Below are 23,143 nucleotides of genomic sequence, written 5' to 3'. Positions count from 1 at the left end.
GGTTAGAGCAACATGTCGCGGTCGGCCTTGAGCTCCGACATCGTGACCGGCAACGCCAGCTTGCCCTGCTTGAGCATGCCGCGCGCGGACATCACCAGCGCGATCGTGATGGCGATGAACACGCCCGCCAGCACCAGCAGGATCTTCCAGCCCATGGCTTCCCAGGCGAGGAAAATGATGGTGGCGGTGGTGAAGGCGATGGCGAACCAGCCGGCCAGCAGCGCCAGCGCGCACACCAGGGCCAGCTCGCCCAAGTGCCCGCGCGCCTCGGACAATTCCAGCGCGGCCAGTTCGATGCGCGACAAGACCAGCCGCGCGGTGTTGCGGGCGACCCCGGCCAGGGAGCCGATCAGACCGGGGTGGGGTGGCGCGGATTGTTCCATGTCAGCTCCTGCCACGCCGGATTACTTGCGGCCCACAATCACGCCCACCAGCAGGCCGACGCCGGCCGCCAGCGCGATCGAACGCCACGGGTTTTCCTTGACGTAGGCGTCGGTCGATTGCGCCACCTGTTTGCCGGCGGCGACCGCGCTTTGCTGCGCCTCGTGGGCCTTGGCCAGTGCCGTGTCCAGCGCGCGCATGCCGCGGCCGCGCAGCTCCTCGGCCTTTTCGCCCGTCAGCGCGGTGGCCGCGGTGAACAGGGCCTGCGCGTCCTTGACCAGAGTTTTCACGTCATTGTTCACGGTACTGATATTATTTTCCAGCATGATTGACTCCTGTCGTTGTGATGAGTTGTGGGTGAAACCGTTACCGCGGGGAAAAACTAAGCCAGCAGGTCGCGCATATCGTCGGCGTGTTCCTCTTCCACCGCCATGATTTTGATCAACAACTGGCGGGTCGTCGGATCGGTGTCGCCGATCTGCTCGATCATCTGGCGGTAGGACTCGATGGCCACCCTTTCCGCGATCAGGTTGGCGCGTATCATCGATTGCACCTCCCCTGACTCATCATACTCGGCATGGCTACGCTCGAGCAATGTTGCCGGATTAAAATCGGGTTCGCCATTCAACTGAATGATACGCTCAGCCAGCCAATCCGCGTGTTCCTGTTCCTCCAGTGCATGCTCGAGGAATTCGGCCTTGACGCCGGCGTTCTGGGCGCCGGTCACCGTGTAATAGTGGCGCTTGTAGCGCAGGATGCAGACCAGTTCGGTGGCCAGGGCGCCGTTGAGCAGCTTGATGACCGCCTCGCGGTCGCCCTTGTAGCCGACCGTGACGGGACCGTCGGCGAGGTTTTGCGCGGCCGCGCGGATGGCTGCCGTATCGATGCCGGCGGGTGGTGACAGTGTGGATTCAGCCATGATGCTTCCTTTTCAAAGTAAATCAGCGGCGCGCGTTGATCTGGCGGCCCGCGTCGGACAGCACGATCTCCACGCGGCGGTTCAGCTGGCGGTTGCCGGCGGTGTCGTTGCCGGCCACCGGATAGGCCTCGCCGTAGCCGCGGGTGGCGATGCGCGTGCCCTCGATGCCCATGCCCATCAGCGCGCCACGCACGGCCTCGGCGCGGCGTTGCGACAGGCTCAGGTTGTGGTCGGCGCTGCCGGTGCTGTCGGTGAAGCCCTCGACCATCACGCTGCGGTCCGGGTTCTGGCGCATCACGTCGGCCAGCTTGCGCAGCGTGTGCTGGCCGCCCTCGGTCAGCACGGCCTGGTCGACGTTGAACAGCACGTCGCCCATGGTCATGACGATGCCGCGCTCGGTCTGCTTGGCCTGCAGGTCGGCCAGTTGGGCGGCCAGCGCGTCGGCCTTGGCCTGCGCGTCGCGCGTGGCGGCCAGCTGGCTCTCGGCCGCCATGCGGGCCGCGTCGGCCTGGCCGCGCGCCGCGTCGGCGTCGGCCTTGGCCTGCTCGGCGCTGCGCTTGGCCTGGTCGGCCTCGACGGTGCGCGCCTCCAGGCGGATCTGGTCGCGCTGGCGGGCCGAGTCGGCCACGGCGGCCTCGGCCGCCTTCTGCTTGGCCACTTCCTGCGCCACGCCGATGCGCTGCTTGGCCAGGTAGGCCAGCTTGTCCACCTCGGCCGCGCTATCCTGGCGCGAGGCCGCCTCGTTGGCGCGGTCCAGCGCGGCGGTGGCCTGGCGCAGTTCGACCGGCGCGTACTGCGCCACCGACGGGTTGCTCTGGGCGGCCATGTAGTCGCCGCGCGCCTGGTCCAGCAGGCTGGTGGTGGTGGGCGCCGAGCTGCAGGCGGACAGCGCGATGGCCAGCGCCAGCGCGGCGGGTTTGAACAGGTTCTTCATGATGCGGGCTCCTTATTTGACGATGGTGGTGTTGGCGCGGTCCAGCTCTTCGCGCAGCACGCGGATGTTGTCCTGCAGCGCGTCGGCCGCGGCGCTGGCCTTGGCCGAGCCGGCCTTGCTCTGCGCCAGCTTGGCGTCGGCCTGGGCCTGCGACGCCAGGTCGCGCGCCAGCGGATAATCCTTGGCCGCCAGCGCCTGGTTGGCGCGCAGCATCTTCTCGCGGGCCGCCGTCATCTCGGCCGGCGCCAGTTCGGCGCCGCCCGCCGAGGTGGCGCTGTCGACCGCCGCGCGCGACACCGCGACGTCGGCGGTGGCGGGCGCCTTCTGGCTGGCGCAGCCGGCAGCCAACGCGGCCACCAGCCCAAGTGCATAGATACGTGAGTTCATTGTTCTTCTCCTCATACGGTTTGGAAGGTGTAGTGACGTTATAGGCGCGAAGGGCCGGAGGTTCAGTACGGTGCCGCACATAGGCGGGCGATCGTCCGCCGGCATGGTGCGCGGGCGCACATAGCGGCGCCACGCGCTGGTGTAGGCTGTCATCTAAACTGCAAGTAAGAAGATACCGAAAGGCCAAGCCATGACCTTGTCACGCAAAACCCGCATCGCCCTCGGGGCGGGCGCCGCCCTGCTCGCCATCCCCGCCGTCGCGCTGATCGTGCTGCTCAATTACGACTGGAACCGTGCCCGGCCCTGGCTCAACGCCAAGACCAGCGAGGCCATCGGCCGCCCGTTCGCCATCCGCGGCGACCTGTCGCTGACCTGGGAAAAGCAGATCGTGCCGGAGGCCCAGCGCGGCTGGCGCGACCGCCTGCCCTGGCCGCACCTGGTGGCGCGCGACGTCCACGTCGGCAATCCGGACAGCGTGCTGGCCGCCAAGGCCGAGCCGCCGGTGGCGCCCGAGATGGCCAGCGTCGACGAGTTCTCGTTCTCGCTGAACCCCTTCGCCCTGCTGGGCAAGGAGATCTCGATCCCGGTGCTGCGCTTCGAGTCGCCCAGCGTGCTGCTGCAGCGCACCGCCGACGGCGCCAACAACTGGACCTTCGAGAAGAAGGACAAGCGCTCGCCGTGGACGCTGGACCTGCAGCGCGTGGTGTTCACCCAGGGCACGGTGCAATACATCGACGCGGTGAGCAGGGCCGACATCACCGCCGAGCTCGAGACCATCAACGCCGACCCGACCTACGGCGTGTCCTGGAAACTCAAGGGCGACTGGCACGGCGCGCCCGTCACCGGCGGCGGCAAGGCCGGCGCCGTGCTGTCGCTGCGGCAGCAGACCACGCCCTTCCCCATCGCCGCCGACGTCAACGTGGGCGGCACCCGCATCGCGGTCGAGGGCACGCTGACCAAGCCCACCGCGCTGGCCGCGCTGGACATGAAACTCAAGGTGTCCGCGCCCAGCATGGCGCGCTTGTACGGCCTGACCGGCATCGTGCTGCCGGAAACGCCGCCGTTCAGCACCGAGGGCCACCTGACGGCCACGCTGGGCAAGGACGGCGGCCACTACGTGTACGACCGTTTCACCGGCAAGGTCGGTTCCAGCGACATCGGCGGCAAGCTCGAATACAAGCAACAGCAACCGCGCAACCACCTGGGCGGCGCGATGCGCTCGCGCCTGCTGCAGTTCGCCGACCTGGCGCCGCTGGTGGGCGCCGACTCCAACGCCAGCAAGCGGGCGCGCGGCCTGCCGGCGGTGCAGCCGGGCGACAAGCTGCTGCCGGTGGAGACCTTCAAGACCGAGCGCTGGACCAGCATCGACGCCGACGTCAGCTACAAGGCCGACCGCATCGTGCGCGAAAAGCAGCTGCCGATCGCCAACCTGTACACCGAGTTCCACCTGAAGAACGGCGTGCTGGCGCTGACGCCGCTGAACTTCGACTGGGCCGGCGGCAAGCTCGCCTCCAACGTCAAGCTGGACGGCAGCGGCAATGTCAGCAAGAACGCGATCCGGGCCGAGCTCAAGGCCAGCGCGCGCCACCTGAAACTGAAGGAACTGTTCCCCTCGCTCGACGGCCTGAAGGCCAGCGTCGGCGAGATCAACGCCGACACCTCGCTCAGCGCGACCGGCAATTCGGTGGCGACCCTGCTGGCCGCGTCGAACGGCGAACTGAAGGCGCTGATCAACCAGGGCAGCATCAGCAAGCTGCTGCTGGAGCAGATGGGCCTGAACCTGGGCAGCGTGGTGTTGACCAAGCTGATCGGCGACAAGCAGGTCAAGCTCAACTGCATGGCGGCCGACTTCGCCGTCGACAAGGGCCTGGCGCGCACGCGCCAGTTCGTGGTCGACACCGACGACGCCACCATCCACGTCGACGGCGCCGTCAACCTCGCCAGCGAGCGGCTGGACCTCACGCTCAAGCCCGACAGCAAGGGCCTGCGCATCATCTCGCTGCGCGCGCCGATCTACGTGAAGGGCACGTTCAAGGACCCGGACATCAGCGTCGACAAGGGCGTGCTGGCGCTCAAGGCGGGCGGCGCGGTGGCGCTGGCGGTGGTGGCGGCGCCGGCGGCGGCGCTGCTGCCCCTGATCAACACCGGCCCCGGCGAGAACAGCGAATGCGCCGCGCTGCTCAGGCAGGCGCGCGTCAAGCCGGTGGCGCCGCCGCCCGGCCAGGCGGCCAAACGCAAATAAGGCGCACCGTGCGCTGGCGAACAGATCATTTGCCGCCGCGCACGTAAGCTGATCCTGTCAGTACCGCGCTCCCCGCGGGCGCGTTTTCCGAGAACAGGAGCATGCCATGAAGATTGTGAAATCCCTTCCCGCCCTGCTGTCCGCCCTGACGCTCAGCGCCCTCGCGGCCTGCGCGTCGACCCCGACGACCGAGAGCACCGGCGAATACATCGACGACAGCGTCGTCACCGCCAACGTCAAGGCCGCGATGGTGCTGCAGCCCGAATTGAAGGCCTCGGAGATCAATGTCGAGACCTACAAGGGCGCCGTGCAGTTGAGCGGCTTCGTGTCCTCGCAGGAGGACATCGACAAGGCGGTGGCCGCGGCGCGCAGCATCAACGGCGTCAAGAGCGTGACCAACGACATGCGTCTGAAGTAATCAACCCCAAGGAGAACCACCATGCAAACCATTAAACACCTCGCGGCCATCGCCGCCATCCTGTCGCTGGGCGCCTGCTCCAGCATGTCGCAGCAAGACAAGAACACCGCCATCGGCGCCGCCGTGGGCGGCGTGGCCGGCTCCGTGCTGACCGGCGGCAGCACCGCCGGCGCAGTGGGCGGCGCGGCCGTCGGCGGCGTGATCGGCAACCAGGTCAACAAGCCGCCGCGTTGATCGTCCCCGTCCCAAAAGACAACGGACCCGCGGGTCCGTTGTCTTTTGGGCCTTCCTTTTTTTTCACAGGAACACGTTGGCCATGCCGATGCTGCCGGTGTCCTTCACCATCTCGTAGCAGCGGCAGGACACGGCCTCCAGCCCGGCCGAATCGAGGATCTCGATGTTGCCGCGGCTGTAGGTGATCAGCTTCTGGTTCTGCAGCGCGCTGGCGGCCTTGGTCACGCCCACGCGCCGCACGCCCAGCGCGTGCGCCAGGAACTCGTGGGTGAGGTGGAACTTCTCGGACTGCAGGCGGTCGCGCGTGATCAGCAGCGAGCGCGCCAGGCGCGCCTCCAGCACGTGGAAGCGGCTGCACACGGCGATCTGGATCGCCTGCGCCAGCAGGGTGTCGGTGTAGCGGTACAGCAGGCGCTGCAGCGACTCCATGCGCGTGAACTCGGCGCAGAAGTCGGCCGCGTGGATGCGCAGCGCGCCGCCGGCCCGCTGCACCACGGCGCGCACCTGCGCCAGCTGGTGCCCCAGCGCGACGGACGAGCCTATCATGCCCTCGCGGCCCACCGAGCCCACCTCCAGCGTCATGCGCCCCTCGGCCACGGCCAGCAGGGAAATCAGGCTGTCGCTGGGGAAGTAGATGTATTGGATGGCCTGTCCCGGTTCATAGAGCACGTCGCCCATCTCCATGTGCACGGCCTCGCACATGGATTCGAGATGCAGCAAGTCGTCCTCCGGCAGACTCGCCAGCAGGCGATTCTCCTGCAGGGGCGGCGGTCCGGAGCTGCCGTAGGCGGTGTCGTGGGTCAGGTTCATGGGCTGGAGTCGGCAGTTAACATTTCTTCATCATTGGCTTAGAGCGTAATGGCTATGAATCCCCATGTATGTACGGTGACGCACGGAACCGGAGGCGCTGGCGGAGCAGAATCCGTGCATCAGTCCGATATGCCGAAAAGGAGAACCCCATGAGCACCAATCCCACCACCCGTCCGGGCACCCATCCGCTGCTGCTGGCGGCCGCCGTCGCCGTCGTGCTGTTCTGCACGCTGGGCGTGGCCGCCCTGCTGGGCTGGCTGCCCTCGTCGACCGGCGGCGGCTACAGCGCCGCCCCCGCGCTGTCGAGCACCTCGGCCAACGGCGGCGCGGCCGCCCTGGGCGCCGTCGCGCCCGAGCCGGCATCGACGTCCCGGTCGCAAACCCAATATGTGCCGGCGCCCGAGCGCCGCGTCGAACCGGTGATGGCGCAAGCCGCGCCGGCCCCCGTGCGCGAACGCGAACGCATCGCGCCGCCGCCCGCCGTCTGCAAGAACTGCGGCGTGGTCGAGAGCGTGCGTGAAACCACCAAGCGCGCCGAGGGCAGCGGCCTGGGCGCCGGCGCCGGCGCCGTGGTCGGCGGCCTGCTGGGCCACCAGATCGGCGGCGGCAGCGGACGCCAGATCGCCACCGTGGCCGGCGCCGTCGGCGGCGCCGTGCTGGGCAACCAGGTGGAGGGCAATGTGCGCGCCACGCGCAGCTACACCATCACCGTGCGCATGGACAACGGCGCCACCCGCACCTTCCATCAAAGCACCCCGCCGGGCTGGCGCAACGGCGACCAGGTGCGTGTCGTCAAGGGCGCGCTGCGCGCGGGCTGAACCGGCTCCTGTCCTCCCCTGGGACCTGCCCGGACCCTGGCCGCTTTGTGGCCAGGCTCCGGGCTTTTTTACGGTATGTGTGATATCGCACAGAGCATCTTTCTCATGCCCCCCGACAATGGTCTTACGCCGTGACACAAGGCGTCCGCTTTTCACTAAAGGGGATAATAAAATGGGTAAAGTATTTTGGGCTTGGACCATCCTGGCCGGACTGCTGCTGGCGCGGATGGGGTACAACGAGATCTACGCGCCGGAGACGCAATCGCCGGAAATCACCGCCACGCTGCTGCTGACGGGCGGCTTGCTGATCGGCCTGCTGGGCGCGACCGGCCTGGTGGGCTTGCTGGGCTGGATACCGGGCCCCGCCGCCCGGCTCGGCGCCAAGAAGTGAATGGTGTGTACGGCAACGAACAGATCAGAAAACGTGCCGGCACGATAATGAAATCTCCTACATAAACATCCGATTCGAGAGGACACTATCATGCTCTACACTATCGCTGTCGTACTGATTATTCTCTGGCTGCTCGGTATCGTGACCTCGTACACGATCGGCGGCTTCATCCACATCCTGCTGGTTGTGGCCATCGTCATGGTGCTGCTGCGCCTGATCAGCGGAAGAGGCATCTAGCGCTGCCATCATGGCAGCGCACCCCGCCCCCGGAATCTGGAGTATGCTGGCGGCTTCCAACCCCGGGAGTTGCCATGAAACACAAACGTCAACTGGTCCTGGCCGCCGCTCTCGCGGCCAGCGCCGCTTTCTGCTCCGCCGCCACGACCTCCATGCGCCCCGGCCTGTGGGAAATGAACAGCAAGGTCAAATCCGGCGACAGCCAGGCCACGGCCGCCATGGCCGAGGCGCAAAAGCAGTTGGCCAACCTCCCCCCTGAACAACGCAAGATGATCGAAGACATGATGGCCAAGCAGGGCGTCGGCATGACCATGGGCAGCGACGGCGGCGTCCGCATCACCTACTGCATGACCAGGGAGATGGCCGAGCGCAAGGAACTGCCGACCGGCCAGGGCGAGCAATGCACCTCCACCAGCACGCCGGTCGCCGGCGGCATGAACGTCAGCTTCCAATGCGCCAAGCCGCCGTCCAGCGGCACCGGACAGGTGCGCCTGCAGGGCGAGACCGGCTACACGATGAACATGAACGTCACCAGCAGCGCGCGCGGCAAGCCGGAGACGATGGCGGTGGAAAGCACGGGACGGTGGCTGGGCGCCGATTGCGGCGGCAAGGCGCCCGCCAAGTAGGGCCGCGCCGGCGCGGGCCCCGCGTCAGAAGGCGTGGCGCAGCCCGACGTTGACGGCGCTGTCGCCGCGCCCGCCGCTGGAGGCGTTGCCCACCGTGTAGCCGGCGCCGTTGCGGTTCTTGATCCGGGCGTAGGCGGCGTAGACGCTGGTGCGGCGCGACATCGCGTAGCTGACGCCGGCCGCCAGCTGGTCGGCGTCGCGGTTGGCCAGGGTGCGGTCGTTCTTGTGGATGTACGACACCATGAACGTGGCCGCCCCCCTCGGCAGCGACACGCCGGTGATGATGTCGTGGCTGCGGTCCGACGCGCTCGGCACCACCAGCGCGCCGTAGGGATAGGAGGGGTCCCAGGGCGAACTGCCGATGCCCCGGTTGACGCCGTAGGCCGCGTACAGCGTGGCGGACTTGAACACCACGTTGGCGGCGACCAGCGTGTTGCGCGACGAGTAGTCGACCGCCGGCACCACGCCGGTGGCGTCGGACAGGTTGTATTTGCGCTGGTGGGCGATGCGGATGTTGAACGGCGCGTGCTCGTAGCCGATGGTGGCGCCGTAGGCGCGGTTGAACTTGCTGCTATAGGGCGACTCGCCGAACGCGTAGATCGCGCCGGCGCTCCAGCCGCGCACGGTGGGCGTCACGTACTTGATGGTGTTGTCGTAGCGGCGCTGCACGTAGCCGGCCAGGTTGGTCGCCGTGCCCGCCATGCCGCCGTGGAAGGGATCGGCCACCTCCACCAGCGTCTCGTACTGCAGGTTGTATTGGCGGCCCAGGGTCAGCGCGCCCCAGCGGCTGTCCAGGCCGACGAAGGCCTGGCGGCCGAACAGCTTGCCGTCGGGGTCGGAGGCGCCGGTGTCGGCCTGCACGCCGGCCTCCAGCGTGAACACCGCCGCCACGTCCTGGTTCAGCGCCTCGCGGCCGCGCACGCCCAGCCGCGACTCGCTCGCCACGCCGCCGCCGATGCGCGCGCCGGCGCACTCGCCGGCGCAGCCGCGCTCGGCCACCACGCCCGCGTCCAGCACGCCGTACACGGTGACGGCCGACGGGTTCTGCGCGCCGGCCGCCAGCGGACTCAGTAGTGCGAGCATCCAGTACGGGGTCTTCATGATGTTCTCGATGGCGTCTGAACTGTTAAAGCTTACCTCCAGCTTACATCTGCGAAATATCAGCGATCTGTGCGACGACACACACACTTGCAAGATGAGTGTCGTCCCGTTGACATTCCTCAAGGTGCGCCGCGCGTATAGTGAATCAAAACATTCAAACTGAAAGGCAGGAGACCATGACCCACCCCACCGCCCGGGCGCTGTACGACGACAAGCGCATGTCCGCCGACGACGCCATCCGCCACGTGCGCGACGGCGACTTCATCATCGTGCCCTCGGGCGCCGGCGAGCCGCCCACGCTGCTGGGCGCATTGTCCGAGCGGCGACGCGACTACCGCGACGTCAAGGTCGCGCAAATCCTCGCGCTGCGCAAATACGGCTACTTCGACTGCGACACGGTCGGCCACGTGCGCCACGTGGCGCTGTTCTTCGGCGGCGCCTCGCGCGCCGCCGGGCAGGCCGGCTGGGCCGATTTCATCCCCGCCTACTTCTCCGAACTGCCCGGCCTGATCGAGCGCGGCCACATCGCCTCCGACGTGGTGTTCTCGATGGCCTCGCCGATGGACGAGCACGGCTATTTGTCGCTCAGCCTGGGCGCCGATTACACCATGGCCGCCGTGGCGAAGGCGCGCGCCGTCGTGCTCGAGGTCAACCCCAACGTCCCCTTCGCGCACGGCCAGTGCCACATCCACATCTCGCAGGTGGCGGCGCTGGTGGAAAGCGCCGAGCCCGTGTTCGAGGTCGGCCTGCCCAAGATCGGCCCGGTGCAGGAGGCGATCGGCAAATACGTGGCCGACATGATAGACGACGGCTCGACCTTGCAGATCGGCTACGGCGGCATCCCCGACGCCGTCGTCATGCAGCTGACGGACAAGCGCGACCTCGGCATCCACACCGAAATGATAGGCGACGGCATCCTCAAGCTGGTCGAGGCCGGCGTGGTGACCAACCGCCGCAAGACCCACCTGCCCGGCAAGATGGTGGCCACCTTCGCGCTGGGATCGAAGCGGCTGTACGACTTCATGCACCACAACCCCATGCTCGAGATGCACCCGGTGAACTTCACCAACGACCCGTGGACGGCCGGCCAGAACGACAACCTGGTCGCCATCAACGCCAGCCTGCAGGTGGACCTGCTGGGCCAGTGCGGCTCCGAGAGCATCGCCCACCTGCCCTATTCCGGCACCGGCGGCCAGGTCGACTTCGTGCGCGCCGCCAACCGCTCGCGCGGCGGCAAGGCCTTCATCGTGCTGCCCTCGACCGCCAAGGACGGCGCCATCAGCCGCATCGTCCCCACGCTCTCGGCCGGCACGCACGTCACCACCAGCAAGAACGACGTCAACTACGTGGTGACCGAGTACGGCGTGGCCCAGCTGCGCGGCAAGTCGGCCCGCCAGCGCGCCGACGCGCTGATCGGCATCGCCCACCCGGACTTCCGCGCCGAGCTGCGCGCCGCCGCCGCCAAGATCAACCTCTGCTGAGGCGAACAGGGCCCGGCGCGGGCGCGCGGCGCGCCTGCGGAAATGTGCGGTCGCAGCATTTCGGCTAGACTGCGGGGATGCTAGACATCCTTGAAAGCATCTCCGATGCGACCACCGGCATCGACGCGCTGGTCCGGCTTTTCCACACGCTGCGCCCCGAACGCCCCGCCGACACTGGCGCGGCGACCGAACGGGTGCGCACGCTGACCCGCCTGCTGAAGGCCGATCCGCGCCAGGCGCGGACGCTGCGCGACTATATGCTGCGCCTGCTCACCAGTCGCCGCCACGCCAGCCTGTACACGGAAATCGGCGTGCTGTCGAACGACGGCTTCTTCTCCGAACTCAAGCGCCGCGTCGCCTACCGCGTGCTGCCGCCGGCGCTGGGCGACGAGTACCTGAGCGACGCCGTCGACCAGTTGATGTTCCTGGACACCGACTACCTGTGGATACGCGCCGTGCCCGCCGCCGACTGGCTGGCCTTGTTCGACACCATCTTCACGCCCATCCCCGGCATGGCCAATGTGATGCTGCCCGGCCTGCTGGAGGCGATCCGCACCTTGTCCTACCGCGTGGCCGCCATCGGCCTGGAACCGAAGCTGACCAATTTCCACACCGAGATGGAGGTGTTCGATTCCCCGTTCACCGAGCAGAACCGCGAAGTGCAGGCCTACCTCGACGGCCGCGTGGACGACGCCCGCCACCTGCTGGTGATGCTGGACCAGTGCGACGCGGTGGTCGCCAAGATCCGCAAGAAGGCGCTGGCGCAGGGCACCAGCATCGCCCTGACCTACCTGCTAGTGACCTTGACGCAAAGCATAGACCGCCTGCGCAAGCTGCTGTTCCTGGTCGACACCTCGGGCGAACTGCCCAGCGCGCCCACGCTCGACGTGCGCGCCGTGTCGGAGGCGGTGACGCCGCCGCACCGCTCGCCGCGCGCGCCCTCCAGCCTGCGCCGCGCGGCCGGCGTTGCGCTGGCGCTGGAACTGATCGAGGCGCACAACAAGAAATACCGCGTGCGCGAACTGCTGGCCGACAACGTCCACCTGCTGGCGCGCAACGTGACGGAGAACGCCAGCCGCACCGGCGAGCACTACGTGGCGGACAACCGCGCCCAGCTGGCCGGCATGTTCCTGTCCTCGGCCGGCGCCGGCCTGGTGATCGGCTTCATGGCGCTGATCAAGATCCTGATGGGCAAGCTGCGCGCGGCGCCGCTGGTGGAGGCCTTCCTGTTCAGCATGAACTATTCGCTGGGTTTCATGCTGATCCACCTGCTGCATTTCACGGTGGCGACCAAGCAGCCGGCGATGACGGCCTCGCGCATCGCCGCCGGCCTGCAAAGCAAGGACGGCAAGCACCTCGACACCGACAGCATGGCCGAACTGGTCAACAAGGTGTTCCGCACCCAGCTGGTGGCCGTGCTGGGCAACCTGGCCACCGCCATCCCCTGCGCCTGGCTGATCGCCTGGAGCTGGCGGCGCCTCGCCGGCGCGCACCTGGTGACGCCCGACAAGGCCATGCACCTGCTGCGCGACATCGATCCCGTCGGCGGCCCCGCGCTGGCGTACGCGGCCATCGCCGGCGTCTGCCTGTTCCTGGCGGGACTGATCTCGGGCTACTACGACAACCAGGCGCTGTACACGCGCTGGGCGCGGCGCGTGTCGCAGCTGCGCGGCCCGGGCCGGCTGATCGGCCAGCACCGGCTGGACCGCCTCGGCCTGTACCTGGAGAACAACCTGGGCGGCCTGATGGGCAATCTGTGCTTCGGCATCCTGCTCGGCACCATCGGCACGCTGGGCTTCCTGCTCGGCCTGCCCATCGACATCCGGCACGTGACGTTCTCATCGGCCAACTTTGCGACAGCAATCGTGGCCTTGGACCACAATGTAAGCTGGCAACTGGTGTTGAAGTCCGTGTCGGGTTTCCTGGCCATCGGCGCGGTCAACCTGCTGGTCAGTTTCAGCCTCGCCCTGTGGGTGGCGCTGCGCTCCCGGCAAGTGCGTTTCAGGCACGGCTACGCCCTGCTCAAAACGCTGGGGCGGCGCTTCCTGGCCGCGCCGGTCGACTTCTTCCTCGGGGCCAGGGACACGGCCCCCGTATCGCCGGACGAGATGACAACCACGAGACAAAAATGAACCCCACCCGCGCGCGCTACTGGCTGGCGACCCTGATGACTTGCTGGTCCCTGGTGGCGTGCGCCTCGCTGCCCACCGTCGAGGCCGACATCGCCAAGGCGCAGGCCCCGGCCAAGCCGCTGATCCAGGGCGCCGACGGCAAGCTGCCGGCCGACGCCGGCGCCTCGCTGCTACGCAAACGCTGGGCCAAGGGCGCGCTGGACCTGGCGCAGCAGGCCAAGCTGGAGGAGGCGGCCACCGGCGTGCCCCTGATCGCCGGCAACAAGGTGCAGCTGCTGTTCGACGGCCCGGCCACGATGAAGGAAATGATCGCGGCCATCGCGGCGGCGCGCAACAACATCAATTTCGAGACCTACATCTTCGACGAGGACGAGCTGGGCAACCAGTTCGCCGACCTGCTGATCGACAAGCAGCGCCAGGGCGTGACGGTCAACATCATCTACGACAGCGTGGGCACCCTCGGCGTGCCGCAGAAGTTCTTCGACCGCATGCGCGAGGGCGGCATCAAGCTGGTGGCCTTCAACCCGGTCAACCCGGCCAAGGTGCGCGGCAACGGCTGGAAGGTGAACAACCGCGACCACCGCAAGATCCTGATCGTGGACGGCAAGGTCGCCTTCACCGGCGGCATCAACATCAGCGACACCTATTCCAAGAGTTCGCCCTTCCGCTCCAAGAACAAGTCCACCGACCAGTCGCAGGTGGGCTGGCGCGACACCCACGTGAAGATCGAGGGCCCGGCCGTGGCCGCCCTCCAGTGGCTGTTCATCCAGGCCTGGACCGGCCAGGACGTGGACGACCTGCGCGAGGCCGACTACTTCCCGGAACCGGTGGTGGCGGGCGACCGCATCGTGCGCGTGCTGGGCAGCAAGCCGGGCGGCAAGTTCGAGATCTTCAAGGCCTACCTGCTGGCCATGCGGGAGGCCAAGAAATCCATCCACATCACGATGGCCTATTTCGTGCCGGACGACCAGACCCTGGCCGCGCTGGTGGACGCGGCGAAGCGGGGCGTGGACGTCAGCCTGGTGCTGCCCAGCGTGTCCGACAGCGGCCTGGTGTTCCACGCCGGCCGCGCCTTCTACGACGAACTGCTGGAGGCGGGCGTGAAGATCCACGAGCTGAAGCTGGCCGTGCTGCACTCGAAGACGGCGGTGATCGACGGCGTCTGGTCGACCGTGGGCTCGACCAACCTGGACACGCGCAGCTTCCTGCACAACAGCGAGGTCAGCGTGATCGTCATGGGGGCCGGCTTCGGCGAGGAGATGGAGCGCGCCTTCCGCGAGGACGTGCGCAACTCCACCCAGGTCACCAGGGAAGGCTGGCGCAAGCGCCCGTGGAGCATGCGCGTCAAGGAATGGTCGGCGCGGTTTATGGATTATTGGCTGTGACGGCTTCCGGCGGCCGCTCCGGCAGCCAGACCTCGCCGGTGCGCACGAAGGTCTCCGAGCGGCCGGGGTGGAACCTGGCCTCCTCCTCGCGCCAGCTGTAGCGGTCCACCGTGATGCGGTCGTGCTCGACGTGGATGGCGTTGAAGGAGTTTTCCTCGCCGCGCTTGCGGGTCGAGGTGGCCGTGCCGGCCTGCACCACCAGCGCCGCGTAGCCGGCGATCTTGTGGCGCTGCGCGCTGTTGCCCGCGTGGCTGGAATGCAGGTGGCCCGCCAGCAGCAGGTCGACGCCGCATTGCGAGAAGGCCGTCATCGCCATCGGCGCGCGGTCCACCAGGTCGTCCTCGTCGTGGTGTTCCGGCAGGTCGAAGGGGTGGTGGGTGACCACCACGCGCGTCAGGCGCGCCGGCAGCGCGGCGAAGCGCCGGCGCAGGCGCGCGATCTGCTCCTCGTTGACGCGCCCGTCCTTGAAGGTCAGCGAGCGCGCCGTGTTCAGGCCCAGCACGGCGATCTCGTCGTCCACGTGCTCGGGCGCGAGGTTGGGCGTGACGTGGCGCCGGTACTTGACCAGCGGCGTCAGGAAGCGCGCGGCGACATTGTAGAGCGGGATGTCGTGGTTGCCCGGCACGATGATCTGCGGCTGGGGCAGCGTGTCCAGCCACGCCTTGGCGGCCTTGAACTGGGCGCTGCGGGCCCGCTGCGTCAGGTCGCCCGAGGCCACCACCACGTGCGGCCGCAAGCCCTCCACGCAGCGCCGCAGCGGCGCCAGCAGGGCCTCGTCGACACGGCCGAAATGCAGGTCCGAAAGATGCACTATCGTTCGCATACAGCTTCTCCAGGTTAAGACGGCACCATCACCGTCAGCGCGCCGGTGCGCAGGCGGTACTCCAGCGGGGTCTGCATCACGGTGACCTCGCCGTCGGTCGCCACGCGGATGCGCTTGTGGCGCGTGTCCACCGCCAGTTCGGACGCCAGCACCACGTCGAAATCGCGCTGCTGCGCCAGCCTGCCCGTCAGCGCGTGCCAGGCCAGCCGCGCCAGCCCCAGGCGCGAGGGCCGCTGCGCCACGTACAGGCTCAGCGTGCCGCCGTCCAGCCGCGCCCGTTCACCGATGTTAAAGCCCTGCATCAGGTACTCGTTGTTGCCGATGAAAACGAAAGGCGTGCGGCGGGCGTGCGCCTCGCCGTTCACCGACAGGCGCACGCTGAGGAAAGGATAGCGCCTTAGGGCCGAGAGCGCCGCCCAGCTGAACGCCAGCCACTTGCCGCGCCCAAGGCGGCGCTGCTGGCGCTCGCGGTCGCGCACGATGTCCGGGTACAGGCCCAGGCTGGAGTTGTTGAGGAAGATGCGGCCGTTCACCTCGCCCACGTCCACCTTGCGCGGCCGGCCGCGCGCCAGGTTGGCGATGGCCGCGTCCAGTTCCAGCGGGATCTTCAAGTCCTTGGCGAAATGGTTCAATGTGCCCAGCGGCAGCACGCCGTAGGGGATGTCCGTTCCCACCAGCACCGAGGCCACCGCGTTGACGGTGCCGTCGCCGCCGCCGGCCACCACCATCGGCGCGCCGCGCCGGACGGCGGCCTCGGCCGCCGCGATCATCTCGGCGCCGCCTTGCGCCAGCGTGATGTCCGGCGCCATGCCGTGCGCGGCGAACTTGCCGCGCAGTTGGGCCGACCAGTCGGCGCAATAGCCCAGCCCCGCGCCGGCGTTGATGATGACGGCCACCGTGTCGCCCATCATGTCTCCCCTTTCAAGGACCGCGCCTCGCGGCGCCGCCGCAGCGTGGAACAGCCGGTGATGCACACCGCCATCCAGCCGCAGCTTTCCAGCGCCGCCGCCAGCGTGTCGGTGGGATAGTGTACGCCAAGGTAGATGCGGCTGACGGCCACCAGCGCCACCATCGCCGCCGCGCCCGCCACGGCCAGCGCGCGCACGCGCCAGCGCCGCGCCGTCATCACGACATAGGCCGCCAGCAGGCCGTAGAACAGGGCGGCGGCGGCGGTGTGCCCGCTGGGAAAGCTGTAGGTGGGCAGCGCCAGCAGCGGCTCCTCGAACACGGGCCGCGCGCGCCGGTAGACATGCTTGAGCAGCACGTTCAGCAGCATGCCGCCGGGCACCGTCAACAGCAGCGCCAGCAGCCAGTAGCGCGCCCGGCGGCGCCAGAAGTACAGCGCCAGCAGCGACACCAGCACCGCCATGCCCGCCACGCTGTGCATATGCGTGAGCAGCAGCATGAGGCTGGTGTACGGCTCGCGCGCGTGGCCGTGCATCCAATCGGACACGTGGCGGTCGAACGCGGCCAGGCCGTCCAGTTCGGCCATGTCCTCGGCCACCTCGCCGAACAGCGCGACGGCGGCCACCAGCAGGGCCACGCCCGCGGTCAGGTGCAGGCCGAACTCACCGCCCGGGGTGAGCCGGGCTTCGATAAAGCGGAATAGTCTGGATCGCGCGGATGGCTTCAAGATGGGAGCAGGCAGGCATTGTAGGGTTCCCGCATGTTAACCCGCGGCCGCTCGCCGCGGAAGCGCGCCGCCGCGCCGTAGCCGTCGCGGCGTCCGCGCAGGATGGCGCCCATGGGCTGGTGCGCGGCCACGCAATGCCAGGGGCTGAAGGACATGCCCCGCTCCACCACGCGCGCCAGCGCGCTGCTCCACGCCGGCTGCGGACGGGCGACGATGCGCGCCACGGCGCGGTAGCGCCTGGCGTCCTCCAGCCAGCCGAAGGGACCGTCCTCGATCGACACGCGCAACTCCCATTCCGCGCCGAAGCGGGCGAAATGCTCGACCATGGCCTCGCGCAGCGCCGGGCCGTCCGGCGCCTTGGTGGAGGCGGCCGAGACCGGCGTCACGCAGACCTGGGCGATGCGGGCGCCGAACAGGATGCGGGCCTGGCTGAAATAGGTTTCGCCCAGCAGGTAGTGGTCCGGTTCGCCGCCCAGCACGAAGTCCTGGACGCGCTGGCCGGCCGCGCCCGGCATGGACCCGCGGTCCAGGCCCAGCACCTTGATCGACATGGCGCGCGACCCCGGCGCGCCGGACAGGCGCATCAGCGTGGGATACGCGGCCGCGCCGGCGAACATGCCCTGCGCCAGTTCCGGCGGCAGGCCGTCCAGCACATGCAGTTCCGCTTGCAGGAGGCCGTGGCCGGTGTCGGTGTGGATCGGGCTGTGGTTGTTGGCGTTCATGGTGCGCTCCGCTGGTGTGTCCATGCATTCTGGATAATGCCGGGCGGCATGTCCGTTGGCCAGCGCACATAAAAAAACAACAGTTGTTTAATTCTACTGATATTTCATACAGTACTGTGTTTTCAAACAGTAGTTGTGATACAGTGGTGGCTCGTTAATGATCAACACACAAAGGAACAGCGATGACTACTCTTAACAGCGGCTTCGGCTCCCGTTTTGGCCTGGAATATGCCCCTACGTCCTTCCTGGCGCGCTTCGGCAAGCGCGAAGTGCTGGTCTGCCGCGACTTCCGCAAGCGCTACTACGCCGTCAACCCGCTCATCGAATGCGACACCGGCGTGCAGGCCGGCCACGTGGAGATCCTGTTGCTGCGCCGCTGGCTGCTGATCCTGTCCCGCGCCCATTAAGGCGGCGCCGCTCCCCTACATTTGCTGGTACTGCGCCCTGAGAAAGTCGCGCAACAGCAGCACCGTCGGCGTCACTTGCGAGCGGTGCGTGCAGACCAGGTGCAGCGGCGTCGGTTCGCCCGGGATATCGGGCAGCAGCGCTTGCAGCCGGCCGGCGCGCAGATCCTCGGACAGGTCCATCCTCGATTTGTAGGCGATGCCCGCGCCGGCCACGGCCCAGCGGCGCACCAGGTCGGCGTCGTCGGCGCAGCGGTCGCCGCGCACGGCCACCGTCACCGGCCCCGCGCCGTCGGGCGGGTGGAAGGTCCAGCGGTCGTGGACCACGTCGTCCAGCGCGTAGCACAGGCAGTTGTGGCGCCCCAGCTCGTCGAGCGAGGCCAGGCCGCCGTGCTTGCGGAGATAGTCCGGCGACGCCGCCAGCACGCGCCGGTTGTCCGGCGCGATCGGCATGGCGATCAGGCTGGAGTCGTCCTGCCTGCCATAGCGCAGCGCCAGGTCCACCGGTTGCCGGTACATGTCGGCCTGCCGGTCGCTGACGCTGATCTGGTAGTGCACCTTGGGATAGCGGGCCTGGAACTTGTCCAGCCACGGCAGCAGCACGTTGCGGCCCAGGTCGGACGGCATCGCGATCTTCAGCGTGCCGCCCTGCGCCTCCATGCGCTGCATCAGATTGTCGCGCCCCTCCTTCAACAGGCGCAGCGCCTCGCGCGCCTGCCGCAGGTATTGCTCCCCCTCATCCGTCAAGCGCAGCGAGCGCGTGGTGCGCGCGAACAGGCGCAGGCCCAGTTCCGTCTCCAGCCGCTTGAGCGCGGCGCTGGCCAGCGCCGGCGAGATCTCCAGGCTGCGCGCCGCCGCCGACAGGCTGCCCAGGTCGGCGGTGCGCACGAACACGGTCAAATCATCCAGCCGCAGCATTCTCTCGATTCCTTTGAAAGTGTTTCACGGATAAGGCTCTTTTTCTTCGCCGGCAAATAAATGATGATACCCGTATTGAACAAACGACAGGAGTATCACCTTATGAAAGCCGTCGCCTACCGCGCCTCCCACCCCATCACCCACGACGACGCGCTGATCGACGTCGAACTGCCGGCGCCGCAAGCGTCCGGGCGCGACCTGCTGGTGGAGGTGAGGGCGGTGTCCGTCAATCCGGTCGACACCAAGATCCGCAGGAATGTCGCGCCCGCGGAGGGCGAGCTGAAAGTCATCGGCTGGGACGCCGCCGGCGTGGTCAAGGCCGTGGGGCCGGACGTGACCCTGTTCAAGCCGGGCGACGAGGTCTGGTACGCCGGTTCGCTGACGCGCGCCGGCACCAACAGCGAGCTGCACCTGGTGGACGAGCGCATCGCCGGCCACAAGCCGAGGACGCTGGACTTCGGCCAGGCCGCCGCCCTGCCCTTGACCGCCATCACCGCCTGGGAATTGCTGTTCGACCGGCTGGAGGTGGCCCGGGCGCCGGACGCGCGCGGCCAGTCGCTGCTGGTGATCGGCGCCGCCGGCGGCGTCGGTTCCATCCTGGTGCAGTTGGCGCGCCAGCTGACCGGGCTGACCGTGATCGCCACCGCCTCCCGCCCGGACACGGCGGCCTGGGTCGAAGGCCTGGGCGCCCACCACGTGATCGACCACGGCCAGCCGCTGGACCGGGAGATCAAGCGCCTGGGCCTGCCGCTGGTGAATTATGTGGCGGCGCTGAACCAGACCGACGCCCATTTCGCCGCCATCGCCGAACTGATCGCGCCGCAAGGCAAGCTGGCCCTGATCGACGACCCGGCCGCGCTGGACGTGCGCCTGCTCAAGCGCAAGAGCGTGTCGCTGCACTGGGAATTCATGTTCACCCGCTCGATGTTCGAGACCGCCGACATGGCGAAGCAGCACGCGCTGCTCAACGACGTGGCGCAACTGGTCGACAGCGGCGTGCTGAAGACCACGCTGGGCGAACGCTACGGAACCATCAACGCGGCCAACCTGAAGCGCGCGCACGCGCTGATCGAGAGCAACCGCGCCAAGGGCAAGATCGTGCTGGAGGGGTTTTAAGCGCGTTCCTGCGCGGCGGCCGCGTCGTGCTGCTGGCGCAGCATGGCCAGCGCCTTCCGGTCGTGGTCGGCCAGCAAACTCTGCAGGGCGTTGGCCGTCTCGTAGGACTGCGACAGCAGCCCGACGAAATCGTCCTCCATGCGCAACAGCCGGCGCGAACTGTAGCCGACGCCGCCGAACAGCCGCGTCACATCCATGCAGATCTCGCGCAGGTCGGCCAGCGTGCGCTTGGTGGATTCGATGTCGTCGCGCATGCCCAGGCCGATGTCGATCAGTTCCAGCTCGGCGCCCTCGCGCGTGCACAGGGTCTGCATCGAATCGTGCCAGCTGCGGATGCGGTGGGAAATGCGGCGGATGCGGGCGATTTTCGCTTCCATCTCGTAACAGTACTGAAGGGAAAACAGCCAGTAGGGCACGCGCGCCAGGAAACCGGGCAGGCCGATGGCGACCAGGCGCTGTTCCAGGCCCCTGAGCTTTTGCAGGCGCTCCCAGATGCACGCATTGACGGGATGCGGGCGCATGACGGTTCTCCCAAGAACGGCGGCCGTGAAAACGCCGCGCGATCTTTGCAGTATAGCGATGGCATTGCGCAACGTCGCACAGTCCGCCTTGATCCAGCTTAAACAATGTGCGCGTCGTCGCAAGACAGATACAGCGCGCGTTCCGCCTCGCGCCTGCGGGCCAGTCCCGCCACCACGCGCCCGCCAGCCTTGTTCCACAGCAGGAAACCGTCGGCCGCGCCGGCGCCGTCGCCGTTCATGAGCCGGCGGCAAACCGAGCTGGCCCCGAACGCGCCGACGCCGATGTTGTACGCCAGCGACGTGCACGCGGCCAGCCGCGGCGGCGGCTCCAGGTGCAGCGCCGGACAGCGCCGCAGCACCGCCAGCATGAACTCGGCCACGCGCGCCAGCAATCGCGCATCGGCCTCGCCCCGCGTCCACACCATGCCGGGGCGCACGTCCAGCGTCTCGCCCCAGCCTATGGTCCAGACGCCCGCCACGTCCTGGTAGGCGCGCAGGCGGCAGCCCTCGAAACGGCGTATCAGCGCCAGCGCGGCCAGCAGCGCCTCCGGATGATCGTTCTCCGCCATCGTCATTTGCGCCGGTCGAACACGCGGCCGACGAACCAGAACGCCAGGATGCCGGACAGGATGGCGCGGTCCTCCGCGTCGTAGATGCGCAGGATCGCGTCCCAGCCGGAAATGCCGGCAGCGGTCGCCGTCATGTACATCGCCAGCTTGGCCAGGCCGTACAGCGCCAGCACGTAATACGTGGCCAGCGGGCGCACCAGGAAGTTCAGCGCGTCCACCCAGCGCATGCCCAGCGGGCGCATCTGGCCGCGCAGCGCGGACTGCTGCGCGTCCAGCAGCGCCAGCGTCTCGGCCACGCCGCCCTGGTATTCCGCCAGCGCCTGGCGGCCGGCCGCGCGCGTCCGCTCCAGCTGGCACTGGCGGTCCAGCATCGCCAGTTCGTGCGCGTAATCGGTTTTCTTGCCGAGGATGGTGAACAGCTCGGGCAGCAGGCGCAGCAGGCCGCCGCCCAGCATGGAAAGCAGGGAAAGTATCATGGGATGTCTCCTTGTTTGGTGATAAAGCCGCGCAGGCGTTTCAGCGCGGCGGGGATCAGCACCTGGGACGCGATGCCCAGTGCGGCGCCGCCGGCCAGGCGCATGAAGTCGCCCACGCTGAGCAGCCAGGGGAAATAGTGCAGCGCAGTGGCCGCGATGACGGGCGCGAAGAAGCCGGCCACCAGCGCCGAGCCGGCCACCGTGCTGGCGACCTTCAGCGCCGACATGGCCGGCAGGTAGGCCAACGACACCAGGCCGCCGAAAAAGCCGGCCAGCAGCGCGTCGTACTGCACGCCGAACACGGAACCGCTCAGCGTGATGGTGCCGGCGGCGATGGCGATCGACGCGGTCGAGCTTGCGGGTTCTGTCATATGCTCTCCTTTCAAAAAAGAATGCCGCCCGGGGGCGGCGTTGCGCGGGCCCGGTTTTCAGGCCACCAGCGCGGGTCCCTCCTTTCCTTTCCCTGTCGCGGCGCCGGTCTTGCCGCCGTTGTCGGCGTTGACGGCCACCTGCATCCGCCACGACTTGCCGTCGTGGATGTGGGTCACCGACTCCACCAGGTACACGCCGTTCAGCTCGGCCTTGAAGTCTTCCAGCGCCAGCCTGCACTCCGCGCCGATGTCGGCGCGGCCGGACATGGTCAGCACGCCGCTGGCCGTGGCCCGGTTCAGCGCCGCCAGCCGCGCCGAGGCCGACGCCTGCGCGGCCTGCGGGCTGCCGCACACATGGCGCTCGATCAGCACGGCGCCATCGGCCGCGCCGCCGGCGTTGCCCGCCACGGCCACCGCCTGCCGGCCGGTGGCGGCGTCGTGCGACACGGTTTTCACCGCCCCCACGCTGGCCCGGTCCGCGAAGGTGAAGCGGTAGTGCGACAGCATGTAGGGCATCAGGGTGGTCACCGGCAGGGCCGCGCCGCCGGCGGACTTGCCGCCGCCGCGCGGCAGCACCAGCAGCCGGCCCGCCTTCACCGCCGCCGTCGCGCCGTGGGCGAGCGCCATCCGCGTGATGAAATGCAGATCGCTCTCGTTGATCTGGTCAGCGCGCGGCACCGCGGCCTCCACCCGGCACTCCGGCTTCCAGCCCTGGCGCCGCGCCACCTGCCCGACGATGGCCGCCAGCGTGGTGGCCTCGTAGCCCTCGCTGCGCTGCGACTTGGCGCCCTTGCGCAAGTCCGCGCTCCGGCCGTGCAGCGTCAGCGTCATCGGCGAACTCTCCAGCGTGACCTCGTCGATCTTGAAGGTGCCCATGGCCGACAGGCCGCGGCCGGCCCAGCCCAGCGACACCCGCAGGCTGGCGCCCTTGGGCGGCACCGCCACCTTGCCGTCGCGGTCGTCGATGCGGATCTCGCAAGTGTCGGCCGCCAGGCCGGGTTTGTCGGTGATCTGGATGCTGATCAGCCGGTCTCGCAGCAGCGGCGAGATGTCGCTGCCGTCGGCCAGCACCTGGAATTCAGCGCGCATGTCCG

Annotated in this window: 29 protein-coding genes; 12 read left to right on the top strand and 17 right to left on the bottom strand. The window is 68.4% G+C overall.

The window, feature by feature from the left end:
* Window positions 1-2: 2 nt before the first annotated feature.
* Genes BM436_RS12775 through BM436_RS12755 form a run of 5 tightly spaced genes read right to left on the bottom strand, consistent with a single transcriptional unit; the run spans window position 3 to window position 2,621 of the window.
* Window positions 3-383 (bottom strand): phage holin family protein, encoded by a 381-nt coding sequence (locus BM436_RS12775; protein ID WP_093555908.1) that lies wholly within the window; start codon window positions 381-383, stop codon window positions 3-5.
* 21 nt (window positions 384-404) lie between these two features.
* The gene (locus BM436_RS12770; RefSeq protein WP_093555907.1) at window positions 405-707 is read right to left on the bottom strand and encodes an ElaB/YgaM/YqjD family protein; all 303 of its coding nucleotides are present in this window, start codon (window positions 705-707) and stop codon (window positions 405-407) included.
* Window positions 708-763: 56 nt separating this feature from the next.
* Complete coding sequence (locus tag BM436_RS12765; RefSeq protein WP_093555906.1) at window positions 764-1,300, bottom strand: ferritin-like domain-containing protein; 537 nt, start codon at window positions 1,298-1,300, stop codon at window positions 764-766.
* Window positions 1,301-1,322: 22 nt separating this feature from the next.
* A complete protein-coding gene (locus tag BM436_RS12760) occupies window positions 1,323-2,234 on the bottom strand; it encodes an OmpA family protein (RefSeq protein WP_093555905.1) in 912 nt (303 codons plus the stop codon).
* Between the two features lie 12 nt (window positions 2,235-2,246).
* Window positions 2,247-2,621: a DUF4398 domain-containing protein gene (locus tag BM436_RS12755; RefSeq protein WP_093555904.1), complete on the bottom strand. Its 375-nt coding sequence runs from the start codon at window positions 2,619-2,621 to the stop codon at window positions 2,247-2,249.
* 190 nt (window positions 2,622-2,811) lie between these two features.
* On the opposite strand from BM436_RS12755, the gene BM436_RS12750 reads away from it, so the two are divergent.
* From BM436_RS12750 to BM436_RS12740, 3 genes are all read left to right on the top strand, one after another.
* Window positions 2,812-4,863 carry an AsmA family protein gene (locus BM436_RS12750; RefSeq protein WP_093555903.1) on the top strand — a complete coding sequence of 684 codons (2,052 nt, stop codon included), beginning with the start codon at window positions 2,812-2,814 and terminating at the stop codon, window positions 4,861-4,863.
* Window positions 4,864-4,969: 106 nt separating this feature from the next.
* Window positions 4,970-5,281: a BON domain-containing protein gene (locus tag BM436_RS12745; RefSeq protein ID WP_093555902.1), complete on the top strand. Its 312-nt coding sequence runs from the start codon at window positions 4,970-4,972 to the stop codon at window positions 5,279-5,281.
* Between the two features lie 21 nt (window positions 5,282-5,302).
* The gene (locus BM436_RS12740; protein ID WP_093555901.1) at window positions 5,303-5,515 is read left to right on the top strand and encodes a YMGG-like glycine zipper-containing protein; all 213 of its coding nucleotides are present in this window, start codon (window positions 5,303-5,305) and stop codon (window positions 5,513-5,515) included.
* Between the two features lie 63 nt (window positions 5,516-5,578).
* On the opposite strand, the gene BM436_RS12735 is transcribed toward BM436_RS12740, so the two are convergent.
* Complete coding sequence (locus BM436_RS12735; RefSeq protein ID WP_093555900.1) at window positions 5,579-6,325, bottom strand: Crp/Fnr family transcriptional regulator; 747 nt, start codon at window positions 6,323-6,325, stop codon at window positions 5,579-5,581.
* A gap of 149 nt (window positions 6,326-6,474) precedes the next feature.
* Between BM436_RS12735 and BM436_RS12730 the strand changes: the two genes are divergently transcribed.
* From BM436_RS12730 to BM436_RS12720, 4 genes are all read left to right on the top strand, one after another.
* A complete protein-coding gene (locus BM436_RS12730) occupies window positions 6,475-7,143 on the top strand; it encodes an outer membrane lipoprotein (protein WP_093555899.1) in 669 nt (222 codons plus the stop codon).
* A gap of 172 nt (window positions 7,144-7,315) precedes the next feature.
* Window positions 7,316-7,534, top strand: coding sequence for a hypothetical protein (locus BM436_RS12725; protein ID WP_093555898.1), 219 nt, complete (start codon window positions 7,316-7,318; stop codon window positions 7,532-7,534).
* A 90-nt stretch (window positions 7,535-7,624) separates the two neighbouring features.
* Window positions 7,625-7,771 carry a lmo0937 family membrane protein gene (locus BM436_RS36160; protein ID WP_143133101.1) on the top strand — a complete coding sequence of 49 codons (147 nt, stop codon included), beginning with the start codon at window positions 7,625-7,627 and terminating at the stop codon, window positions 7,769-7,771.
* 74 nt (window positions 7,772-7,845) lie between these two features.
* Window positions 7,846-8,397: a DUF3617 domain-containing protein gene (locus tag BM436_RS12720; RefSeq protein ID WP_093555897.1), complete on the top strand. Its 552-nt coding sequence runs from the start codon at window positions 7,846-7,848 to the stop codon at window positions 8,395-8,397.
* Between the two features lie 24 nt (window positions 8,398-8,421).
* On the opposite strand, the gene BM436_RS12715 is transcribed toward BM436_RS12720, so the two are convergent.
* A complete protein-coding gene (locus BM436_RS12715; RefSeq protein ID WP_229490184.1) occupies window positions 8,422-9,498 on the bottom strand; it encodes a porin in 1,077 nt (358 codons plus the stop codon).
* 176 nt (window positions 9,499-9,674) lie between these two features.
* On the opposite strand from BM436_RS12715, the gene BM436_RS12710 reads away from it, so the two are divergent.
* From BM436_RS12710 to cls, 3 genes are all read left to right on the top strand, one after another.
* Window positions 9,675-10,979, top strand: coding sequence for an acetyl-CoA hydrolase/transferase family protein (locus BM436_RS12710; protein ID WP_093555896.1), 1,305 nt, complete (start codon window positions 9,675-9,677; stop codon window positions 10,977-10,979).
* A gap of 77 nt (window positions 10,980-11,056) precedes the next feature.
* A complete protein-coding gene (locus BM436_RS12705) occupies window positions 11,057-13,111 on the top strand; it encodes a site-specific recombinase (RefSeq protein ID WP_093555895.1) in 2,055 nt (684 codons plus the stop codon).
* Window positions 13,108-14,496, top strand: a complete 1,389-nt coding sequence (cls, locus tag BM436_RS12700) for a cardiolipin synthase (RefSeq protein ID WP_093555894.1) — start codon at window positions 13,108-13,110, stop codon at window positions 14,494-14,496. Before BM436_RS12705 ends, cls begins: the two co-directional genes overlap by 4 nt.
* Here the strand turns inward: cls and BM436_RS12695 are convergent.
* From BM436_RS12695 to BM436_RS12680, 4 genes are read right to left on the bottom strand one after another with little or no spacing between them, the layout of a single operon-like run.
* Window positions 14,477-15,319 (bottom strand): metallophosphoesterase family protein, encoded by an 843-nt coding sequence (locus BM436_RS12695; protein WP_093555893.1) that lies wholly within the window; start codon window positions 15,317-15,319, stop codon window positions 14,477-14,479. The genes cls and BM436_RS12695 overlap by 20 nt on opposite strands.
* A 14-nt stretch (window positions 15,320-15,333) precedes the next feature.
* Window positions 15,334-16,230, bottom strand: a complete 897-nt coding sequence (locus tag BM436_RS12690) for a diacylglycerol/lipid kinase family protein (RefSeq protein WP_093555892.1) — start codon at window positions 16,228-16,230, stop codon at window positions 15,334-15,336.
* On the bottom strand, window positions 16,227-16,952 hold the full coding sequence (locus BM436_RS12685; RefSeq protein ID WP_093555891.1) for a phosphatase PAP2 family protein: 726 nt from the start codon (window positions 16,950-16,952) through the stop codon (window positions 16,227-16,229). Before BM436_RS12685 ends, BM436_RS12690 begins: the two co-directional genes overlap by 4 nt.
* Window positions 16,949-17,674: a catalase family protein gene (locus tag BM436_RS12680; protein ID WP_093555890.1), complete on the bottom strand. Its 726-nt coding sequence runs from the start codon at window positions 17,672-17,674 to the stop codon at window positions 16,949-16,951. The genes BM436_RS12685 and BM436_RS12680 overlap by 4 nt, the downstream gene beginning before the upstream one ends.
* A 182-nt stretch (window positions 17,675-17,856) precedes the next feature.
* On the opposite strand from BM436_RS12680, the gene BM436_RS12675 reads away from it, so the two are divergent.
* On the top strand, window positions 17,857-18,081 hold the full coding sequence (locus BM436_RS12675; protein WP_093555889.1) for a hypothetical protein: 225 nt from the start codon (window positions 17,857-17,859) through the stop codon (window positions 18,079-18,081).
* Between the two features lie 15 nt (window positions 18,082-18,096).
* Here the strand turns inward: BM436_RS12675 and BM436_RS12670 are convergent, their stop codons facing one another.
* Window positions 18,097-18,996, bottom strand: coding sequence for a LysR family transcriptional regulator (locus BM436_RS12670; protein ID WP_093555888.1), 900 nt, complete (start codon window positions 18,994-18,996; stop codon window positions 18,097-18,099).
* A gap of 102 nt (window positions 18,997-19,098) precedes the next feature.
* On the opposite strand from BM436_RS12670, the gene BM436_RS12665 reads away from it, so the two are divergent.
* The gene (locus tag BM436_RS12665; protein ID WP_093555887.1) at window positions 19,099-20,112 is read left to right on the top strand and encodes a zinc-binding alcohol dehydrogenase family protein; all 1,014 of its coding nucleotides are present in this window, start codon (window positions 19,099-19,101) and stop codon (window positions 20,110-20,112) included.
* Here BM436_RS12665 and BM436_RS12660 read toward each other — a convergent pair.
* The 5 genes from BM436_RS12660 to BM436_RS12640 form a co-directional block, all read right to left on the bottom strand.
* On the bottom strand, window positions 20,109-20,633 hold the full coding sequence (locus BM436_RS12660; protein WP_093555886.1) for a hypothetical protein: 525 nt from the start codon (window positions 20,631-20,633) through the stop codon (window positions 20,109-20,111). The genes BM436_RS12665 and BM436_RS12660 overlap by 4 nt on opposite strands.
* Before the next feature lie 98 nt (window positions 20,634-20,731).
* The gene (locus BM436_RS12655) at window positions 20,732-21,202 is read right to left on the bottom strand and encodes a lysozyme (protein WP_093555885.1); all 471 of its coding nucleotides are present in this window, start codon (window positions 21,200-21,202) and stop codon (window positions 20,732-20,734) included.
* A 2-nt stretch (window positions 21,203-21,204) separates the two neighbouring features.
* On the bottom strand, window positions 21,205-21,678 hold the full coding sequence (locus BM436_RS12650; RefSeq protein ID WP_093555884.1) for a hypothetical protein: 474 nt from the start codon (window positions 21,676-21,678) through the stop codon (window positions 21,205-21,207).
* Window positions 21,675-22,049, bottom strand: coding sequence for a hypothetical protein (locus tag BM436_RS12645; RefSeq protein ID WP_093555883.1), 375 nt, complete (start codon window positions 22,047-22,049; stop codon window positions 21,675-21,677). The genes BM436_RS12650 and BM436_RS12645 overlap by 4 nt, the downstream gene beginning before the upstream one ends.
* 57 nt (window positions 22,050-22,106) lie before the next feature.
* Complete coding sequence (locus BM436_RS12640; protein ID WP_093555882.1) at window positions 22,107-23,138, bottom strand: phage late control D family protein; 1,032 nt, start codon at window positions 23,136-23,138, stop codon at window positions 22,107-22,109.
* Window positions 23,139-23,143 lie beyond the last annotated feature (5 nt).

It is taken from the genome of Pseudoduganella namucuonensis, from assembly GCF_900116645.1.
GTDB lineage: Bacteria > Pseudomonadota > Gammaproteobacteria > Burkholderiales > Burkholderiaceae_D > Rugamonas > Rugamonas namucuonensis.
This window is presented reverse-complemented; position numbering and strand designations above follow the sequence as displayed.

Excerpts from the sequence above, each read along its gene's own strand:
- BM436_RS12645 (WP_093555883.1), bottom strand. The coding sequence starts at position 22,049 with ATGACAGAACCCGCAAGCTCGACCGCGTCGATCGCCATCGCCGCCGGC.
- BM436_RS12725 (WP_093555898.1), top strand. The coding sequence starts at position 7,316 with ATGGGTAAAGTATTTTGGGCTTGGACCATCCTGGCCGGACTGCTGCTG.
- BM436_RS12660 (WP_093555886.1), bottom strand. The coding sequence starts at position 20,633 with ATGCGCCCGCATCCCGTCAATGCGTGCATCTGGGAGCGCCTGCAAAAG.
- BM436_RS12745 (WP_093555902.1), top strand. The coding sequence starts at position 4,970 with ATGAAGATTGTGAAATCCCTTCCCGCCCTGCTGTCCGCCCTGACGCTC.
- BM436_RS12655 (WP_093555885.1), bottom strand. The coding sequence starts at position 21,202 with ATGGCGGAGAACGATCATCCGGAGGCGCTGCTGGCCGCGCTGGCGCTG.
- BM436_RS12720 (WP_093555897.1), top strand. The coding sequence starts at position 7,846 with ATGAAACACAAACGTCAACTGGTCCTGGCCGCCGCTCTCGCGGCCAGC.
- BM436_RS12760 (WP_093555905.1), bottom strand. The coding sequence starts at position 2,234 with ATGAAGAACCTGTTCAAACCCGCCGCGCTGGCGCTGGCCATCGCGCTG.
- BM436_RS12735 (WP_093555900.1), bottom strand. The coding sequence starts at position 6,325 with ATGAACCTGACCCACGACACCGCCTACGGCAGCTCCGGACCGCCGCCC.
- BM436_RS12690 (WP_093555892.1), bottom strand. The coding sequence starts at position 16,230 with ATGATGGGCGACACGGTGGCCGTCATCATCAACGCCGGCGCGGGGCTG.
- BM436_RS12640 (WP_093555882.1), bottom strand. The coding sequence starts at position 23,138 with ATGCGCGCTGAATTCCAGGTGCTGGCCGACGGCAGCGACATCTCGCCG.
- BM436_RS12710 (WP_093555896.1), top strand. The coding sequence starts at position 9,675 with ATGACCCACCCCACCGCCCGGGCGCTGTACGACGACAAGCGCATGTCC.
- BM436_RS12680 (WP_093555890.1), bottom strand. The coding sequence starts at position 17,674 with ATGAACGCCAACAACCACAGCCCGATCCACACCGACACCGGCCACGGC.
- BM436_RS12730 (WP_093555899.1), top strand. The coding sequence starts at position 6,475 with ATGAGCACCAATCCCACCACCCGTCCGGGCACCCATCCGCTGCTGCTG.
- BM436_RS12775 (WP_093555908.1), bottom strand. The coding sequence starts at position 383 with ATGGAACAATCCGCGCCACCCCACCCCGGTCTGATCGGCTCCCTGGCC.
- BM436_RS12740 (WP_093555901.1), top strand. The coding sequence starts at position 5,303 with ATGCAAACCATTAAACACCTCGCGGCCATCGCCGCCATCCTGTCGCTG.
- BM436_RS36160 (WP_143133101.1), top strand. The coding sequence starts at position 7,625 with ATGCTCTACACTATCGCTGTCGTACTGATTATTCTCTGGCTGCTCGGT.
- BM436_RS12755 (WP_093555904.1), bottom strand. The coding sequence starts at position 2,621 with ATGAACTCACGTATCTATGCACTTGGGCTGGTGGCCGCGTTGGCTGCC.
- BM436_RS12695 (WP_093555893.1), bottom strand. The coding sequence starts at position 15,319 with ATGCGAACGATAGTGCATCTTTCGGACCTGCATTTCGGCCGTGTCGAC.
- BM436_RS12715 (WP_229490184.1), bottom strand. The coding sequence starts at position 9,498 with ATGAAGACCCCGTACTGGATGCTCGCACTACTGAGTCCGCTGGCGGCC.
- BM436_RS12750 (WP_093555903.1), top strand. The coding sequence starts at position 2,812 with ATGACCTTGTCACGCAAAACCCGCATCGCCCTCGGGGCGGGCGCCGCC.
- BM436_RS12765 (WP_093555906.1), bottom strand. The coding sequence starts at position 1,300 with ATGGCTGAATCCACACTGTCACCACCCGCCGGCATCGATACGGCAGCC.
- BM436_RS12705 (WP_093555895.1), top strand. The coding sequence starts at position 11,057 with ATGCTAGACATCCTTGAAAGCATCTCCGATGCGACCACCGGCATCGAC.
- cls (WP_093555894.1), top strand. The coding sequence starts at position 13,108 with ATGAACCCCACCCGCGCGCGCTACTGGCTGGCGACCCTGATGACTTGC.
- BM436_RS12675 (WP_093555889.1), top strand. The coding sequence starts at position 17,857 with ATGACTACTCTTAACAGCGGCTTCGGCTCCCGTTTTGGCCTGGAATAT.
- BM436_RS12670 (WP_093555888.1), bottom strand. The coding sequence starts at position 18,996 with ATGCTGCGGCTGGATGATTTGACCGTGTTCGTGCGCACCGCCGACCTG.
- BM436_RS12770 (WP_093555907.1), bottom strand. The coding sequence starts at position 707 with ATGCTGGAAAATAATATCAGTACCGTGAACAATGACGTGAAAACTCTG.
- BM436_RS12650 (WP_093555884.1), bottom strand. The coding sequence starts at position 21,678 with ATGATACTTTCCCTGCTTTCCATGCTGGGCGGCGGCCTGCTGCGCCTG.
- BM436_RS12665 (WP_093555887.1), top strand. The coding sequence starts at position 19,099 with ATGAAAGCCGTCGCCTACCGCGCCTCCCACCCCATCACCCACGACGAC.